General features: G+C 46.2%; 15 protein-coding genes and 1 tRNA gene. 11 read left to right on the plus strand and 5 right to left on the minus strand.

Annotation, left to right across the window (positions count from 1 at the left end; genetic code table 11):
- Positions 1-47 precede the first annotated feature (47 nt).
- Both I8H75_04315 and I8H75_04320 read left to right on the plus strand, forming a co-directional pair.
- Positions 48-1,532 carry an RNA-binding protein gene (locus I8H75_04315; GenBank protein MBH2006548.1) on the plus strand — a complete coding sequence of 495 codons (1,485 nt, stop codon included), beginning with the start codon at positions 48-50 and terminating at the stop codon, positions 1,530-1,532.
- A 76-nt stretch (positions 1,533-1,608) separates the two neighbouring features.
- Positions 1,609-2,805 carry an ATP-binding protein gene (locus tag I8H75_04320; protein MBH2006549.1) on the plus strand — a complete coding sequence of 399 codons (1,197 nt, stop codon included), beginning with the start codon at positions 1,609-1,611 and terminating at the stop codon, positions 2,803-2,805.
- Between the two features lie 9 nt (positions 2,806-2,814).
- Here I8H75_04320 and map read toward each other — a convergent pair whose 3' ends face one another.
- Both map and I8H75_04330 read right to left on the minus strand, forming a co-directional pair.
- Positions 2,815-3,591, minus strand: a complete 777-nt coding sequence (map, locus tag I8H75_04325; GenBank protein ID MBH2006550.1) for a type I methionyl aminopeptidase — start codon at positions 3,589-3,591, stop codon at positions 2,815-2,817.
- Positions 3,588-4,577 carry an adenosine deaminase gene (locus tag I8H75_04330; GenBank protein MBH2006551.1) on the minus strand — a complete coding sequence of 330 codons (990 nt, stop codon included), beginning with the start codon at positions 4,575-4,577 and terminating at the stop codon, positions 3,588-3,590. Before I8H75_04330 ends, map begins: the two co-directional genes overlap by 4 nt.
- Before the next feature lie 176 nt (positions 4,578-4,753).
- Between I8H75_04330 and I8H75_04335 the strand changes: the two genes are divergently transcribed.
- The 3 genes from I8H75_04335 to I8H75_04345 all read left to right on the plus strand — a co-directional run bounded on the left by I8H75_04335 (position 4,754) and on the right by I8H75_04345 (position 8,344).
- Positions 4,754-7,006, plus strand: coding sequence for an AAA family ATPase (locus tag I8H75_04335; protein MBH2006552.1), 2,253 nt, complete (start codon positions 4,754-4,756; stop codon positions 7,004-7,006).
- 65 nt (positions 7,007-7,071) lie between these two features.
- On the plus strand, positions 7,072-7,965 hold the full coding sequence (locus I8H75_04340) for an NAD(+)/NADH kinase (GenBank protein ID MBH2006553.1): 894 nt from the start codon (positions 7,072-7,074) through the stop codon (positions 7,963-7,965).
- Entirely contained in the window at positions 7,904-8,344 is a 441-nt protein-coding gene (locus I8H75_04345) for a peroxiredoxin (protein MBH2006554.1), read from the plus strand. The genes I8H75_04340 and I8H75_04345 overlap by 62 nt, the downstream gene beginning before the upstream one ends.
- 3 nt (positions 8,345-8,347) lie before the next feature.
- Here the strand turns inward: I8H75_04345 and I8H75_04350 are convergent.
- A tRNA-Leu gene (locus I8H75_04350) sits at positions 8,348-8,428 on the minus strand.
- Between the two features lie 86 nt (positions 8,429-8,514).
- Here I8H75_04350 and I8H75_04355 point away from each other — a divergent pair.
- Positions 8,515-9,432 (plus strand): AMP-binding protein, encoded by a 918-nt coding sequence (locus tag I8H75_04355; protein MBH2006555.1) that lies wholly within the window; start codon positions 8,515-8,517, stop codon positions 9,430-9,432.
- Between the two features lie 5 nt (positions 9,433-9,437).
- Here the strand turns inward: I8H75_04355 and I8H75_04360 are convergent, their stop codons facing one another.
- Positions 9,438-10,145, minus strand: a complete 708-nt coding sequence (locus I8H75_04360) for a hypothetical protein (GenBank protein ID MBH2006556.1) — start codon at positions 10,143-10,145, stop codon at positions 9,438-9,440.
- A gap of 58 nt (positions 10,146-10,203) precedes the next feature.
- On the minus strand, positions 10,204-10,953 hold the full coding sequence (gene rph, locus I8H75_04365) for a ribonuclease PH (GenBank protein MBH2006557.1): 750 nt from the start codon (positions 10,951-10,953) through the stop codon (positions 10,204-10,206).
- On the opposite strand from rph, the gene I8H75_04370 reads away from it, so the two are divergent.
- The 5 genes from I8H75_04370 (at position 10,952) to I8H75_04390 (ending at position 17,793) form a co-directional block, all read left to right on the plus strand.
- Positions 10,952-11,491, plus strand: coding sequence for a hypothetical protein (locus I8H75_04370; protein ID MBH2006558.1), 540 nt, complete (start codon positions 10,952-10,954; stop codon positions 11,489-11,491). The two genes, rph and I8H75_04370, sit on opposite strands and share 2 nt — an antisense overlap.
- Positions 11,481-12,671 (plus strand): patatin-like phospholipase family protein, encoded by a 1,191-nt coding sequence (locus I8H75_04375; protein MBH2006559.1) that lies wholly within the window; start codon positions 11,481-11,483, stop codon positions 12,669-12,671. Before I8H75_04370 ends, I8H75_04375 begins: the two co-directional genes overlap by 11 nt.
- A gap of 58 nt (positions 12,672-12,729) precedes the next feature.
- Positions 12,730-13,371, plus strand: coding sequence for a sigma-70 family RNA polymerase sigma factor (locus I8H75_04380; GenBank protein ID MBH2006560.1), 642 nt, complete (start codon positions 12,730-12,732; stop codon positions 13,369-13,371).
- An 80-nt stretch (positions 13,372-13,451) separates the two neighbouring features.
- The gene (gene ttcA, locus I8H75_04385; protein ID MBH2006561.1) at positions 13,452-14,189 is read left to right on the plus strand and encodes a tRNA 2-thiocytidine(32) synthetase TtcA; all 738 of its coding nucleotides are present in this window, start codon (positions 13,452-13,454) and stop codon (positions 14,187-14,189) included.
- Between the two features lie 208 nt (positions 14,190-14,397).
- Entirely contained in the window at positions 14,398-17,793 is a 3,396-nt protein-coding gene (locus tag I8H75_04390; GenBank protein ID MBH2006562.1) for a DUF1566 domain-containing protein, read from the plus strand.
- Positions 17,794-17,864: the final 71 nt, after the last annotated feature.

Here is a 17,864-nt window from a genome sequence, read left to right on the forward strand (position 1 = left end):
TTTGTGCTGTAGATGCTTTCAAAGGCTCGGAGGAGAGTGTTTATCTTATGAATCCCGTTTTCGCTTCTATTTTCTTTGTTTTTGCTCTGTCTCAGAACGTGTCGGCTTGGAACGCGCTTGGGCATCGTCCTGCTTGGCTACCGGATCCTTGGTCTGCGGCTGTTGAAATCGGTCGGCAGATCCAAAATAGCGTTCAAGAGATGAAGCCTTTTTCGCTCGGTTCAGCTTGGGTGCCACTGATTCGTGTGGGCCATGACTATATCGAACAGATGACTCAACGACGTCAGCGCATAAAAGAACTGCGGCAGGAGATTCACAGGCTGCGCCAAATCGGAAAAGCTTCCGAGGCTTTAGAAGCCGAAGAAGAGCTTTTACGATTGATCGAGCTGGGTACTTTACCTGAGAAGTTGCAGAAGGCAGGAGCTTGGAAGCTTGGGACCGGTTTAACAGACGCAGCGCCGGGTGAACTGTCTTTGCCTGCGCCTGGGGCAAAGTATGAGGTACCAGGAGTACGCTGGGTTCCCGCTGTGGGTGCTTTATCGGCACAACCAGAGTCGTCGTCCGCGAGTGCGGGTCAAAGCCTATCCGATTCCTGGACTCCTTGGAGGCTCAGCGAACGCATTTCCAGAAGCAGAAAACCTGTTCGAAACAGCACGCACGGGAGCATGACACTTCGATTATCGCTATCGCACGAGGCAAAGACGCACACGCATGATAGCGATAAGAGTGGAGTAACCGATTTTTACGATCTTAAGAATGAGTTTTATGCAAAACGATTAACCGCAAAAGAACGAGGTGGGTTTTTAGTGGAAAATATGGTTGCTGTATCCGATAGACAAGGACTATGGTTTCATGAAGACGCTAGAAATCATGCGTGGGTTGGTTATCCAACGAGAGTCAGGAGTCGTTATGAAGCCGAATCCATTCTAGGGCGTGCAAAAACGGAATTTGAAAGAAGGGCCCATGTTTTGCAGAAGGCGTGTAATCGGCTAGGCCTTACTTGCAATCAATACCGTGTGCGTCATCAAAATAGTGGCTGGGGAGATCCCTTTTTCACTTTTCACGTAACGATTTTGCTGAAGGAAGAGATTCGTGAGACCCTTGTCTCATTGCGTTCGCTTTCTCTGGGGGAAGAATTAGAAAGCTGGCTTTCACAGGCGCTGATGGAATTTGATCAGATGCCCGTTGCGCCTGTCAGGCAAAGGGAAGAACACCCCCAAGAAAGGCAAGCGGCTAGGATGCATATTCAAGATTTTTGCGATCGTTGCCAAATGTTTGGGAGATTGTGTTCCTTGAGTATGGAGCCTTCCAGTTCTCCTAAACATCCAAGAGGCGCTGTGGTGAAAGGGTTGCCGCAGGATATCACAACAGAACAACTGCGTGAGATAGTCGAAAACTACGGAGAGGTTTCGCGGATTTATTTACCACCCGAAAACCCCGGATTCTCTAGTCGAATTGCCTTTGTCACCTTTCGGGACCTGCGGTTCGCGTTGCAGAGATTTCATCGTCTAAGAGAAACGGGTTCCCTTTAGAACTTAGGATTTATAGATTATCTGCTTTTTTGCAGGCTATTGACTCATTTTGGCCAATGCCCTAAATTAGTCAACCATGTGGATCCAAAGAGATTTTAGCTCCTATTTGGCTAAATTAAGGCTTGATGGTCAGTTGCCGGTCAAGGTTTTGAAGGGGCCTCGACAAGTTGGCAAGACTTCCCTTTTAGAGCACCTGAGGACCCACGAGCTTGTGGTTTTTGATGACATTTTTGTCCGAAACTTAGCAAGAGAGAATCCAGCCTTGTTCTTCGAACAATTTTCAAGCAAAGTTATCTTGGATGAAGCCACTTTGGCCCCTGAGATTTTTCCGGAAATCAAAAAGCGAGTGGATGCTGAGCGTCGCGAATTGCGAGCCGGCAAGCGTGGGCCGATACTGGATATCTGGATTACGGGATCCAATCAAACGCTGCTTCAGAAGACTGTTCGCGAGTCTTTGTCTGGAAGAGCGAACTACTTTAATTTAAACACCCTCTCTGTTCATGAACTTCGCGCTTTGGCCCCTTTTGATTTGAAGATGTCCCTCATGAAAGGGGGTTGGCCCGAACTGTATGCGTCCCCAGCTTTGGATCCTGTTCAGTATTTAAACGATTTTATTGCGACTTTTATCGAGAAGGATATTGTTTTTGCTGCGGGCATCGAAAGAAGACCAGCTTTTGCTAAGATGCTGGGGATTTGTGCGGGTAGAATTGGGCAACTGATCAATTATTCGGATATTGCTCAGAACGTTGGTGTGGATGTGACGACGGTTCAATCCTGGATTTCTTTGCTTGAGCAAAACGGAATTGTTCGATTGATTCAGCCCTATTTTGATAACCTTAACCAACGATTAATCAAGACACCCAAACTTTATTTTGAAGATACCGCTCTTGCTGTCAGGTTGCAAGGTTGGACACAGAGCGGACCTATGATGCTTAGCCCTTATTTTGGTGGGCTGATTGAGAACCTGGTGTTTACAGAGCTAAGTCGATTTTTCAGTAACCGTGCCTGGCCATTGAGCTTATTCCTGGTTCGCTCGAAAGAGAAAGTTGAGGTGGATTTTTTGGTCCAGCTGCCGAATCAACAATATTTAGCCATTGAGGTGAAGTCGACCCCCATCGATCTGATGAACAATCAGATGACTCTCTTGGATTCGTTAAGGCTGAATATCGTTGAAAAGTGGATTGTATCGCCGCTTGGAGTTCCTGGGTTTCAAAAGGCACGCAGCATTTCGTTTGACCAAATCGGGGAGAATCTTGAACGGTGCCTAGCGTAAAGTCAGCAACTATGGCGCTTGAGTGAGTATTTCAAATCCATTGGAGGTCACCAAAAGCGTGTGTTCAAATTGAGCGGACCAAGAGCCATCTTCGGTGACAGCCGTCCAGCCATCTTTCAGCATTTTGGTTTTCCAGTGACCTAAGTTAATCATGGGCTCAATCGTAAAACACATGCCAGCTAGCATGCGCAGCCCTTTGCCCCGTGTTCCAAAGTGGAAGACTTGAGGGTCTCCGTGAAAATCGCGCCCAATCCCATGGCCTACAAATTCTCGAACCACGCCGTAATCAAAACTTTCCGCGTATTCCTGAATAGCAGCTCCAATATCTCCGAAGCGCTTTCCAGGAGCCACTTCGGCGATGCCTCGTTTCAAGCATTCTTCCGTAACTTGTACCAATTGCTTAACTTCCGGATGTACATCGCCGACCAGAAAAGTTTTGGACGTATCCCCGTGAAAACCATTGAGGATGGGCGTAACATCGATGTTGATAATATCGCCACTTTTCAGAATCTGCTTTGGGTTCGGGATTCCATGGCAGACGACGTCGTTCACGCTTGTGCAAATGGATCTGGGAAATGGATTGGAACGTGAGCCATAACCCAAAGGTGCACTGATAGCGCCTCTTGAGCGTGTCCATTGTTCGGCTTCATCGTTTAAGTCTTGAGTGCTGATTCCAGGGGCAACCCTGCTTCCGAGGTGTTCGAGGAGTTCAGCCGCAAGCCGACCCACACGGCGCATTTTGTCGATCTCAGAAGGGGAGAGTAAAGAAATAGGTCGATGATTCATACAAAAGAAGCTTTCCGAGCGATATTCATACAGTATTCGATTTCTTGTTCATTTAAGATTTGATTTTCAATCAACAAAAGACATTCACGAGCCATATTGGTGTTCAAGAGATAGGGGCCATCTGTGTTAATGGTGAACGGTATCTTCATCTGTTTAAATTGATCCAAAACCGTTTTGAGTTCGCTTAAATCTTTGACGGCCCGAGTGTGAAGATTCGAAGTGGGACAGATTTCCAATACAACGCCTGAGTCACGAAGCTGGCAGAGTGTGTCCGGGTCGTAGGCTGCCTGAATACCATGCCCGATTCGATTCGGTTTCAGATGCGTTAAAGTAGCCCTGACTCCAGCAGCACCGGTCTGCGAAGTTTCCCCCGTGTGAATCGTTGTTTTGAGTCCTGCGTCTCGGGCCTTTTGAAAGAGTTTTTCGTAGCGTGGAACATCTTGTAAGGAAAGTTCTAAGTTTCGACTCTCAGGTCCAGCCAAGTCGATTCCACGCACTCCTCGGCTAGAATATTTGATGGCTTTATCCAAAATAATTTCATTGGTTTGATGATCAAACTCTCGAGCCAGGCAGAATAAAAGACAGGCCTGAACGCCATATTCCAAGACAGCTCGGTCCATTCCTCGGAGAGCGGCATGAATGATGTGATCCAAATCGCGCTCACCTTGAAGATTGCGCTTCATGGGATTAAAGCGAAGCTCAATGAGATCCACATTCGAAGAACGGTATTCTTTGCAAATAATTTCGTAGACAGAGCGTTCAATAGCCGATGGCGAACTCTGAATCCGCTCAGTCCAGAGATGCATAATCTTGAGATAGTCATCCAAATTTTTGGTTGTGTCGCTCTTGGATGTGATGAGATCGACAAATTCCCAATAATTTTTAACAGGTAGCTTAAATCCTTGTTCGTGAGCAATGCTAAAGAGAACGTGCGGAGCAACCGCACCACCTACATGGATGTGGAGGTCTACCAGCGTCTTGGGCAAACGAGGATCAAGTTCCATGGGGCTTTGTACGTTAGAATCGACAGAAATGCAAATACGTGTACGGGTTCAAGATATTTGACTTTACAGTCGCCATAAAAGATGGGTTGCATTTTAAAAATATCGTTTTAAAACTGAGATCAATCATTGGGGTTGAGTTTCCGTTTTAGAGGTGTTTGATGAGCAAGGTAATCCTTTTCATTTTTCAGATTTTTTTAGTGTCTTTTATTTGTCTTTCAAATGGAAATGAAAAAATACTTAAAATCTCTATTGGTAGTGACAATTTTAAAGATTTGCTAACAACAAGCGATGTGTTTGTGGATAAATCATTATTCATCAAGGAAGTCATTGAATCAGGCGATAAGGCCACTTTGATCACTCGCCCTCGAAGGTGGGGAAAATCTCTTGCATTAGACATGTTAAAGACATTTTTGACGATTGAATCTAACTCCGACAAACGAAAAGCGAATCGAGACTTGTTTGAAAATCTCAAGATTGCGAAGGTAGATAATGGCCACTACATGAAATTTCAAGGAAAATACCCTGTCATTCATATCACCTTGAAAGATGTTACCGGCGATACATTGGAACAGGTCGAGAGCCAGCTAAGATTAAAAATTAGTGACTTATTTAAAGAACATGCATATTTACTCGACTCAGAGAAGTTGAAACAGAATCCTGATGACATAGTATCATTTAGAATGCTGTCTTATAATCGAGGTCGAAACGCTTCAATGGCGGAAATTATAGACAGTTTGTATTTTTTAAGTAGGCTTTTGTTTGAGCTATATGAAAAAAAAGTTTACATATTAGTAGATGAATATGATAGGGCTTTAAATAATCTTATAGAATACGATTTAACTGATAACAAATTAATAATTCATGAAGTTTCAAGTTTAATTACAAATCTATTGTCAAAAGCTGGAAAGTCAAACAATTATCTTGAAAAAATTATTTTGACTGGAATATTTGATTCATTAAAAAAAGAAGGAGGGTCTGGATTTAATAATGTTAAAATATATAGTGTTCTTGATAGTGACTACGAGGGTAGTTTTGGCTTTTCAGAGGACGAAGTGCAAGCGCTAGTGTCGAGATTTAGTTTTGACAATCCTGAAGCTGTGCTTGCTGGCATTAAAGAATGGTACAATGGATATTCGGTACCAGTGAACAATCGCTTAGTGGTAAAGCTCTATACTCCTTGGGCAGTGATGAACCATTTATCCGAGCTTAATAAAAATGGAGAAAGCACCCCGCCTCAAAGTTATTGGGTACGAAGTGGAGCAAGCGCAATATTTCAGCGGCTATTAAAAAACGAGGAATGTGCTAATACGCCTTTAACCGAAAGTTTGCTGAAAATGATAGAGTCTGGTAGCGTAACCCTACGTCATAATAGGGTCGTATCTTTATTCAAATATGATTTAAATACGGCTTCTGAGGATGAGAAGATTTTTTCTTATTTGTTGTTGAATTCTGGATACCTTACTGCGATTGAACTGGGTTATGACAGAATTGTTTTATCGATTCCAAATTATGAAGTTAAAGAAGAATTAAAAGACGTTTTTGAGAGTCATGTTAAGACCGTGAAATCTAAAAAAGGTGACGTTTGTTTGAAAATACAAAATGCTTTTAAAATGCATCATTCTCAGGATGTTCGGTTGAGTTTTATCAAAAATATCGTAGAAAAAAACGTGGATATTCTCAAACAGATGGATCTTGAAGTCAAGTGCGATGATTCAAGCTACTCCATTGGCCCGATGCACCTGGCAGCCCTGTCTGGTGATAGCGATCTGTTTAAAACAGTGGCTGAGAAGTGTAAGCGAGAAGGGTTTTCAGAGGGCTCTGGCCTATCCTTAGCGGATTACGCGTACCTATCATCGAATCAAGAATTGTTGAACTATGTGAAAGGTGCATACGGTTCCACACAATCGATGGCTATACCAGATACGTTGGAAAATATAAGTTGTGCTGTACGCGACAATGTCATTCCGTTGGCTACTTCAGCAGCCACGCTGTCGATCATTCAAAAAGCAATCAACTATTTTGAGCCACAAAATTTCATTAAAAAATACGCAAGTGCTTTATACAACTTTGTTTTGAATATCCCAATTTTTGGTAGATTCGGGATAGTATGGATGCCTGTACGAGCCGCGTATGTGGCCCCGATACCATTGGCAGCGATAGCTTATAAAACTTATCCTTACTGGCTGGGCCGCGGTTGTGATAACTACGCTGCCTATGGTCGGAGCGATCTTTCTTTCCCCGAGAAATACGGATTGCCAGAATTCCTAAAATATCGCGTGCTCAATGCGAATTCATCCTACGTTCTGCTTAACCGTGTATGCAAAGACCGAGACAAAGAGGTGTCTAAAATTTCGATAAGACCGCTTCAGAGTTCTGAGAAACTAAAACTTCGTTTGTGCCATTCAGATTGAGAATAGTCTGACGGAGCTGCCAACTTATTGCTGAACGGGGTAAATTCTGTTTGGTTTGAATCAGCATGAAAGTCGTATTGGTGACCAAACACCCCAGGCAAGAGGAACGAGAAAAGCATGAACAGAGCGTGAGGGCTGTTAGAAACAGTCTGGAGTCTTTGGGCTTGGACTATGGCTACATCCATCGAGAGAACTTGCAGTCCGATCTGAAAAACGACGTGGATTGGTTTGTGACGGTTGGAGGAGATGGGACCGTTCTAGAAACCAGCCATTTTGCCGTTGAACAACCGATTTTAGGAGTTAATTCCAACCCGACTAGCTCGGTGGGTTCCTTGTGCGTAGCGAATTCACATGATTTCAAAACCGTTTTGCAGGAGTGTTTGACAGGAACGCTTCGAGCTACTCGCGTTTCACGGATTCAGATGAATTTGAACGGAAAAGCTTTGAAGTGTTTGGCTTTGAACGATCTTCTGGTGGCCAACGCGAATCCGGCAGCTCTGACTCGATGCTGGTTGGACACGAATCAAGGTGAAGTTCTGCACAAAAATTCTGGATTGTGGATATCAACCGCCTGTGGTTCAACGGCTGCGCTTGTTTCCTCCGGTGGGTGTGTTCAATCCATCGAAGATCGCCGGATTCAATGGATCTGCCGCGAACCGTTTTATGCGGAACGAAAGGCTCCATCTGGTTTACATGGCTTCTTGGAGCCTGGGCAAATCTTGACGATTCGCAGTCAAATGGCAGAGGGCAGAATCTACATCGATGGTTCGCATCGTTCAGAGCCCTTCCCAGAAGGAGCCATCCTTCGCTTGACGCTGAGCGATTCCGATCTTAATCTAGTAATGACGCCCGCGATGGAGCTTCGGAGACAAGGTTTGGGGCGTTGGAGGGAACGTAATGAAATTGAAAGAAGGCATGAAAGCACCGCCATTTGCAGAACAGGCGATGCACAAAAATAAATGGATCGTACTCTATTTTTACCCCAAGGATGATACTCCGGGCTGCACCCGGGAAGCTTGCGGTTTTCGAGATTTATCGGCTGAGTTTGCGAAAGAAAACGCGGTTATTTTAGGCGTTTCCAAGGATTCTGTGGAAAGCCACGAACGATTTCAAAGCAAGTACCAGTTGCCATTTCCCCTGATCAGCGATCCGGAGCTTAAGCTGCACGAGGCCTATGGCGCCTACGGAAGCAAAGTTTTGTACGGTAAAACGAGTCTTGGCGTGATTCGGTCGACGTTTCTGATTGATCCCGAAGGTATCATCGCGAAGGCATGGTATAGCGTGAAAGTCGACGAACACGTTGCAAAAGTGTTGGAAGCGATTCGGAAGGGAAGTTGAAAATGCCGAGGGCGGGACTCGAACCCGCACGAGAGTACCCGGACGATTTTAAGTCGTCTGCGTCTACCATTCCGCCACCCCGGCCTATTTCCGAACTAGAGCACCATCTAGCGGATAGGATTTTGAATGACAAGGGGATTTGTGGGATACAACTTCAAACCTCTGGTAGTATGGGTGTTCGCAAAACGGTTTTTCATACGCTCGAGCAGCATATTTTGGCGGCTCAAGCCGTGATTGCGAACACGCAGCTCAACGAAAAGAGTTGTTCGCTGGTTTCACTGCCTACTCACCATGTTTCTGGGCTCGCGGTGATTGTGCGAGCCTGGGCGTCTGGGGGGAAATGGTTGATTCCTCCCAAAGGATGGACCTTAGATTGGGCTGTTCGAGAGCATCAAGTCACCCATGTTTCATTGGTGGGAACTCAGCTTCGGAGAATGATGCGTGATGCGGAAGAAAGGCGCGCGCTCAGCAAGTTAAAAGCGATCACCTTGGGGGGGAGTGCGATTGCGCCCAGTTTGGTTGAAACTGCTTGGAGAGAAGGCTTGCCGATTGTGCTGACTTACGGAATGACCGAGTCAGCGTCTCAGGTGACAGCAACTCGTTTGGGTGATTCGCTCAAGCATTGCTTAAGCTCGGGAAGATGTCTGTCGGATCGAAAACTTTGGATTGAATCCAATGGAGAGATTGTTGTCTCGGGCGCTATGCTGAGTGTTTCGAACGATTTCAAGACGGGTGATTATGGTTATTTGGATAGCGATGGCTATTTGCATGTTCAGGGAAGGCTGGATAATCGATTTATTTCAGGTGGCGAGAACATTTACCCTGAAGAAATCGAGCGTGCTTTACTGGAGCATCCAGAGATAGAACAAGCGATCGTGGTTCCCAGGGAAGACCTTGAGTATGGGCAAAGGCCGGTTGCTTTTGTGCGTGTATCCCATGAACAAGTTTTAAATCCCGATGCCGTCATTGCCTTTCTTCGAGAACGCCTGGAGCGATTTAAAGTTCCGAGGGATATTCGCTCTTGGCCTCTTGAACTAGGAGAGGGCTTCAAACCCAATCGAAACGTTTTTGCCACGTGGATTCGCTAATCGCTTCACAGATTTTCAAGAATCTGAGATGGTTGCTCTAAGGTGAGTTGCTCAAACTGACTTCGGGATGCTTTCTTTCGAAGCGCCTTCAAACCTTCTACCAAAAAAGGCTCAACATCGTCTGCTCGGTGACAGTCGCTTGCCACCAGAGAGACTTGCTGATTCTGAAGCAATTTGTGAGCTGTGAGCTGATAATCCTTCCCATAGGCACCGGAGAATGAACCCAGGTTCACTTGCAGTAGGTATCCGGAGTTGAGCAGATAAGCTAATTTTTCAGCGTGTCGGTGGATATAAGGGTAGCGTTCAATATGCGCTAAAATCAGCCGGTATCCGGCCATTCGAATGCGAAATAAAGTTTGAAACAAAAAAGGAGGTTCGATTTGATAAGGAAGTTCAACTAAAATCCAGTTGCTGTTTCCGTAAGGAACGACTTGAGCGTGCAAGCAAGCACCGAGCAAGGATTCATCGAGATAGTGCTCGGCGCCTGGCACTCGGATCGGCCCCTCCAAAGCAAGGCAATGGTCCAGTTCTCGATGGATACTGTTCTGTTTCGAGCGCTGATTCAGCCAGTTCTTATCGCGTCTTAGATGGGACGTACACGCGACATGCGTAACACCCGCATTTTTGAGCCCCATTGCCAGAGCCCTAGACTCTTCGGGAGTCTGAGGGCCATCGTCTACTCCGATCGCAAGATGGCAATGCAAGTCAATCATACTCCCTGCCTATCTTACTTGCATCGGAAGTAGAAAGGGATTTGCTCAAAACGATTCTTTAGCGGGTTGCGCTCAGCGCTTCAATTTGAAGACGACAAATCTGCGCGATCGCGACGAGGCCTTGTTTGAGAACCTCAAGCGGGAGTTGAGGTTTCATAGGGGCACGTTCCGCGGCTCCTTGAAATTCAACGATGGTTCCATCGTGGCAAGAAACCAAGTTGAAGTCCGTGTCAATCGACACATCTTCTTCGTAGTTGAGATCCGTCAATACCTCATTGCCTTTGATTCCAAGGGAGATGGCAGCGATCTGGCGGATGATGAGGTGGTCCAATTTAAACTGCTTCAGCAAAAGAGACAGAGCGACCCAGCCTCCCGTGATGGCTGCTGTGCGAGTGCCTCCATCGGCTTGAATGACGTCGCAATCAACCACTACCGCTTTCGGACCCAGAGCGTCTAAGTCGATCGCCATGCGCAAGGATCGGCCGATCAGTCTTTGAATTTCAATCGTTCGGCCATCGGGACCCTTATGATTAGGCCTTGCTTTGCGTTCAGGTGTTGAACCAGGAAGCATGTTATATTCCGCTGAAAGCCAACCCTTGTTGAGTTCTTTCCGATGTTGTGGGAGTTGGTTCGATAAGGTTGCCGTGACAAGAACTTTGGTTTTTCCAAAAGAAACCAGAACGCTCCCAGGGTGGTGTTCGATGTAGTGACTTTGAAAGGTGATGCGTCTTAGGTCTTGCAATTTTCTGCCATCTTGTCTCATAGTCAAACCCATATTAAAGAAACACGTAAAGGAAAAGAGCGTCATGAGAGTTTTAATAATTTTGTTGCTGGTCGCCGCAACGGGCTGTAAACCGCAGACGCTTCCGAAGGCAACGAAGGTTCTGGACGCAGGCCAAGGTGACAACCTGGGGGGTACAACTGCCGACCCTACTGATGTTCGAACGATGGCAGAGCGAATGGCTCGGGAGATTCTGTCGATTGATTGGCCCAAGGCAGGACTTCTTCCTCGTGTGGCTCTGTCGCCGCTTGATAACCAAACGCGTTTTCGCATTGATCCGAAGCTTCTGCAAAATAAACTGGTCAAGGATCTCATCGCTTTTTCTAAAGGCCGTGTGGCCTTTTGGGCGCAAAACAGCGAAAAATCTAGGATCGTTGGTACGGACTATTGCCTCAATGGCGAGATGCGCTCCCTGTCTAAGGCTTCCAAAGAAGGTGTGAGCGACTACATCGTCTACAGCTTTCAGTTGGTCGATGCCGAAACCGGTGTAATTCTTTGGATGGGCGATTACGAGGCCAAAAAACTTGGAAAAACCGGGACTGGGCGATTGTCGGATGGCGCTTAACACAGCATTGGTTCTTTCTGGGGGAGGGGCACGTGGAGCTTACGAAGCTGGCGTGCTTAAATACATCCGAGGTGAGCTTCCGCCTCGCATTCAAGCGAGAGTCCACTTTGATATTTTTTGCGGGACTTCCGTCGGTGCTGTGAACTGTTGCTTTTTGGCAACCCTGAACCACATGCCTCAAATCCAAGGCGAGGCTTTAGCCGAGATGTGGAAAAGCCTTCGAATCGATGGAATGTATCAAATTGGGCTTCGAGAAATTTTAAATCTTCCTAAGTTTCTATTTGGATCACGGGGGCGAGGTGAGTTGGATGAGGTTGTAGGCCCGAACCGATTAGGTGGACTTTTTAATACTTCTCCCATGGAACGCCTGATGCATCGAGCTGTGCGTTGGCACCAAATAGGAGCGAACCTGCAGTCTGGGGATCTGAAATCGATCGCGGTAGCCGCAACGCACGTAGCAGAGGGAAACACGCATGTGTTTTTGCAACGTGCTTCGACTGAAAAATTGGTTTGGGGCTCTGATCGCCAAATTGTTCCCTATGAAGTTGTTTTGGGTCCTCAGCATGCTTTAGCTTCGGCAGCAATTCCATGGGTTTTTCCGGCGGTTGAGATCGAGGGTGAGATCTACTGCGATGGCGGTATCAAGCTCAATACACCGATTGCTCCTGCCGTCACCTTGGGGGCCGAACGCATTTTTCTCGTGAGCCTTCGAACGGATGCTTTGTCTCGGACGAAGAAAAAGGAAAGAATCGATCGTTATCCTTCCGCTCTCTTTTTGCTGGGGAAGGTCTTGAATGCTTTGATGGTAGACAAAACCGATTATGACTTAGAACGCTTGGAACGTTTTAACGTTTTAGCGGGTTTGTGGGACTCAGAAGTGGCTGATAAGATGAAAGCATTTCGAGGAGAACCTTACCGTCAAATCGATAATTTTGTGATTCGACCGAGTGAAGACATTGGGCTTATTGCTGGTAAGAGGCTGAGAACCGGTGGATTACCAGAGCGAGTGGGTGGGATCATGGGGTGGTTTTTGGATCGAATGGCGAAATCGGTAGACGATGAAGGGGCCGATGTCTTGAGCTATTTTTTGTTTGACGCAGAGTATGCAAACGACCTCATTGAGCTGGGCATGCACGATGCTGACGCACAGCGGCAAAAATTAATTGAATTTTTTAGTTGAGCACCTCGGAATAAAGATCTAGGTAGCGCCTGTTTGAATTGACAAACAAGGAGTGCCGATGATGCTTTCGCCCGTACTTTCGACGGAATCTGACTCTAACCTGAAAGGCTTTGAAGAAGAAGTCATTCCCCACGTTGGCACTCTTTATGGCGCAGCTTTGCGTCTGACTCGTTCACCGGGGGATGCTGAAGATTTAGTTCAAGAAACTTATTTGAAAGCATTTCGTTCTTTTGATCAGTTTGAAATGGGCACAAACTCGAAAGCGTGGCTATTTCGAATTCTAACCAACACGTTTATTAATAAGTATCGCCGAAAAGTCAAAGAACGAGAGATCCTCGATGGAGAAGCGCATGCTCCTACGGTGTTTTCAACTCTCGACGCTTCGAATCGTTCCACCGATCGAAATCCAGAAAATATTTTGTCCGATCGATCCCTCTCGGATGAAGTCGTCAAAGCATTGGCTAAAGTGCCGGTGGATTTTCGTGTCATTGTTCTGTTATCCGATGTTTACAATCTTTCTTATAAAGAAATCGCGGAGACCGTTTTGATTCCGATCGGAACCGTGATGTCTCGGCTATTTCGTGGGCGACGAATTCTGCAAGAACAATTGTTCGATTATGCCGTCAAAGAAGGCGTGATTTCATCGGCTCGAACCTATCGCTTGGAAGAATACCGTAAGCGTGCTAGCAAGGCGGCTTGAAGGCATATAACTTAGACCATTGGCAAGGCTTCACGATTAGCGAGCACAGCCAGCACCGAACTCGAAAATTGCTGAGGCAGATGGTAAAGACCCTCTGCGATTATCAGCTTATCCAAGCCGATGATCACATTCTGGTAGCTGTCTCAGGAGGCAAAGACAGCTATACACTCGCTGATTTTTTATGGCAGGCACGAAAACGCGCGCCTTTTGACTTTCAAATGACTGTGGTCCATTTGGACCAGATGCAGCCAGGTTACGACGGAGCGCCTTTGCGAACTTGGCTTGAGAATTCTGGAATCCCGTTTCAAATAGTTCAGCAAGATACTTACTCGGTTGTGGTTGAAAAAACCAAAGAAGGTGGGACCTATTGCTCGCTTTGCTCGCGTTTAAGACGTGGAATTCTTTATGCAACGGCTGAGCGTTTGGGGTGTAACAAAATCGCTTTGGGGCACCATCGGGACGATGCGCTGGAGACCCTATTATTGAACTTATTTTACGCAGGGAAGCTGCAAGCGATGCCTGCAAGTTATCGAACGGACGATGGCCGATTCGAAGTCATTCGCCCTTTGATCGAGTGCTCGGAAAAAGAAATCATTTGGCACGCTAAGCGCACAGAGTACCCAATCTTGCCATGCAATTTGTGTGGTTCGCAAGAAGGGCTTAAGCGCGAAGCCATGAGTGAATTGCTTCAGGAGCTCGAACAAAAAATCCCAGATGTTCGGCAAGTCATGCTTCATGCGCTTAAAAACGTGCAAGCCACTCATTTGTTGGATCCGGACCTCATGAAGCGGCAAAAAAATCGCTTGGCTATTCTGTAGATGGCTTCCAATAGCGATGCCTGTTTTCACGGAATTTTGTTGCAGTGATTGCTATGATTTGGGCAGGGCACGAATGCGTTTGTATGCAAATGAACAACGTACGTAGTATCGGTATCAAGTATGTGTCTGGCTTAGGGACGATTTGACTTTGGCATAACAAAGATCTAGCTACAGATTGTTTTCTACTGAGTCAAGTTTTGGTTCCTCGATGAAATTTTTTGCCACTATGTTCGCCATTTTAATCGCATGGAAACCGGTTTCAGCGGAATCGTTCATTTACAGCAACGTAGAAAACTTGAAGGCTCGACAGCTATTTGGATTACTTATTTCCGACCAAGAGCCTGATCCAAACCTAGGAGCGCAGGCAGCCGCAGCCGCCATGAGTGCTCTATTGGCTTACATGGCGCCGAGTATTAAAAATATGCCTGGTTACGCGGGTTATTTTGCGGGCAATTGCTCTGTATTTTTTGACAACAAAACCATTCGTCAAGTAGGTTGTGATATGACTCCTGTGGCGATTGTATTCGTGAATGAAACACAGCAATTCAATTCGCCTGTTCGTTTGCCATATGAATATACGACTCAAATTACTCAAAGTCATATTTTATTGGCAAACTTATTGGGCGATTGGACGCGAACCATTGCTCAGAAGCAGGAGCAGTTTGAGATTCATTTGTTTGAAAAAGTTCAAACGTGTACGCTCTCGCAGAGCCCAACAGAAACAGGGCGATTGACGCTTTCCGATACCCTTATTCAAACGTTAAGCCCAAGTAAATCGCCTAATCAAACCCTGACAGCAAGCAAAAATATCTCCAATACGCACAGCCAAGCACCTTCTTTCACCCCATCTTGCTCAGGCAGCCTCACGGATGCCCTCAGCGTTTCACAAACATCGAGTGACAGTGATGGCGCAAGCCTAACTGAGAGTGAAACTAGCCTGAAAACAGCAAGTCGGTCTTTGTCGAAATCTCAAACAGTCTACCCTGTTTGTTTGATGAATCTCCACGCAGATTCATCGAGCCAAGCGGCTCGGTATCTCGTAGATCCAACTTTCTCTGTGGTGAATGATCTGTGGACAGGGCTTCTCTGGGAAAGAGATGTTTCTAAAACTCCCATGATATGGACGGTTGCTGAAAGCTATTGTTCTTCATTGTCAACAGCGGGTTACAGCGACTGGAGACTGCCATCGGTAACGGAGTTGCAATCTTTGGTCGACTATACGATTGGCAGCCCAGGTCCAGCTATTGATAGCACAACGTTCCCGAATACTTCCGCCAATCAAACCTGGACGTCTATCCGGGATGCAGGCAACAGTGGATACTACTGGGTCATTGATTTTCTGTTGGCTCAAATATCGTCCGATACGGGTGATAACTCGAAAGTAGCTCGATGTGTCCGAGGGGATTCCATCGTTTTGCTAAATCGGTATGTGGACGAAAATGGGTTATCTTTGAGCAATCAAAGCATGCAAGTTCGAGACGTTCTGACGGGTCTAATCTGGGAACGATCCTGGAATTCTGCATACGTCAATTGGAGTTCTTCAGGTGCTTTGGGCTCGGCTCAGGCATATTGCGAAACGCTTAAACTGGGTGCGTCCAATTGGCGAATGCCTACGGTGAAAGAGTTAACGAGTCTTATTAACTATGATTCGTATAGCCCAGCGATAAACTCCACCGCTTTTCCCGCTCCAGCATCGGATTTCTTCTGGACCTCAACTCCGTGCTCAGGTGCTGAAGGACAGGGCTGGATCGTGAGTTTCAGTCATCATGCTTTGGTGGAGTGTGAGCCAGTTGTTGGGAATACCAACCCTGTTTGGTGTGTGAGAGACTCTGTTTGGGCTTCTGAAGCTTACGCGGATGCTACCCATCAAAGGGAGCGATATATCGTTGCTGGGAATGGGACCGAAGCCGTTGTGACGGATACGTTCACTGGGCTTATATGGGAACAAAGGTCTGCGACAACAGCGATGACTTGGGAAAACGCTTCGTCATATTGTGCTGGTTTGGTTAAGCACGGTCTAGGCTGCTGGAGATTACCGACCAATATCGAACTGGTGTCATTGCTAAATTATGATGCGACATCGCGCATTAGTATCAATGAGGTGGTGTTTCCAGGGACTTCATCAAGCAATTTCTGGACGTCTGTTCCAACAGAAAGCATTCCTGAAAACTCATGGTCTATTTACTTTGGATATTATGGCCTAGGATATGTGGGCTATGACAAGATAGCTGAAGCGAATGCTATCCGTTGCGTACGTGGGAGTAATAATCGTCCAGTCGATCGATATACTGACCAGAATGGAGGGGTATTATCCGCTCAGAGTATTCAAGTGAAAGATCAAAAAACAGGATTGATTTGGCAAAGGGCTCAAAGCAGTTCTTCGCTTGAATGGAATTCATCGCAATCGATTGGGTCAGCTCAATCGTATTGTCAAAATCTAGCCATTGCATCGCAAGGAGCTGGGTCTTGGAGATTGCCTAGTGTCAAAGAGCTTGCGACGTTAGTGGACTATGCTGTGAGTCTTCCAAGTGTTAATACAAGCATTTTTCCAGAAACTTCTTCATCGACGTATGCCGTTTCCTCTCAATGGGGTGCTGCAACCGGTCTCAGTTACTACGTTAATTTTGCTAATGGAATCGTTAATGGCCACTATTACATAGGTTACTCAGACATCGTTCGTTGTATTTTTAATTCTTCTTCTGCCAACAACGGCATGTGGTCTCCACTTGCCTACGAAGACGCTACCCATCAAACAGCGCGTTACTATATTTCTGGCGCGAGTCCCAATGGCATCGTGACGGATGACTTCACTGGGCTTATGTGGGAGCAACAAGTATCCGGTTCGACCTATTTTTGGAACGCTTCCGCACCTTCAGGTTCGGCTCAGGCTTATTGCGCGAACTTAGTGAAGGGCGGATATGCGGATTGGAGGTTGCCGACACTTCTCGAACTTCAAACACTTCTGGACTATACTGTTTCAGGCAATGTTGCCATTGAGAGCACGGCATTCCCCGGAACTCCTGATAACTATTACTGGTCCTCAGAACCCTATGTAGGTATTGATGATTCGGCTTGGTACATCAGTTTTGGTCCGTCTGTGTATTATCCTGGAAAGATCTGTAGTCAGGGCTACGGCAGTAGTTGTTCGACAATTGGTGGAGGTAATATTCGCTGTGTTCGATCGAGTGTAAGCAAGCAAAGCACCTCAGAACGATATGTTGATGAGGCTGGTATGCTGCTTGTAAATGCCAGTGTTCAGGTCAAGGACTTGAGCACTGGACTAGTTTGGCAACGGATAGCCACTCAGATAAGGTATACTTGGACTTCTGGGAAAAGTTACTGCAATAATCTAACAATTGGGGGACAGGTGTGGCGTTTTCCAACAATTCGAGAGTTATCTACGATTCTCAATATTGATATTAGTCAACTTTCTGGCTTACCCATGATCGATTCAGATGCTTTTCCTGAGACTCCAGCGGCTTGTACCTTCACGTCCACTCCGTTGCCACAGAACAGTGCGATAGTCTGGTATATTTTTTTCGGTAGTGGCCGCGCGCTTGCAGAAGCGGTTGATCCAAACTGCTACATCCGTTGCGTACGCTGATCATTCTAAGCACCTAATTTGACGTTTATTCATTTCGGATCTATTCCTCATGGCTCTTAATTTGAGTGGAT

The sequence above is a fragment of the Myxococcaceae bacterium genome, assembly GCA_016000045.1.
In the GTDB taxonomy this organism is placed as follows: Bacteria; Myxococcota; UBA727; order UBA727; family JABDBI01; genus AER2-1.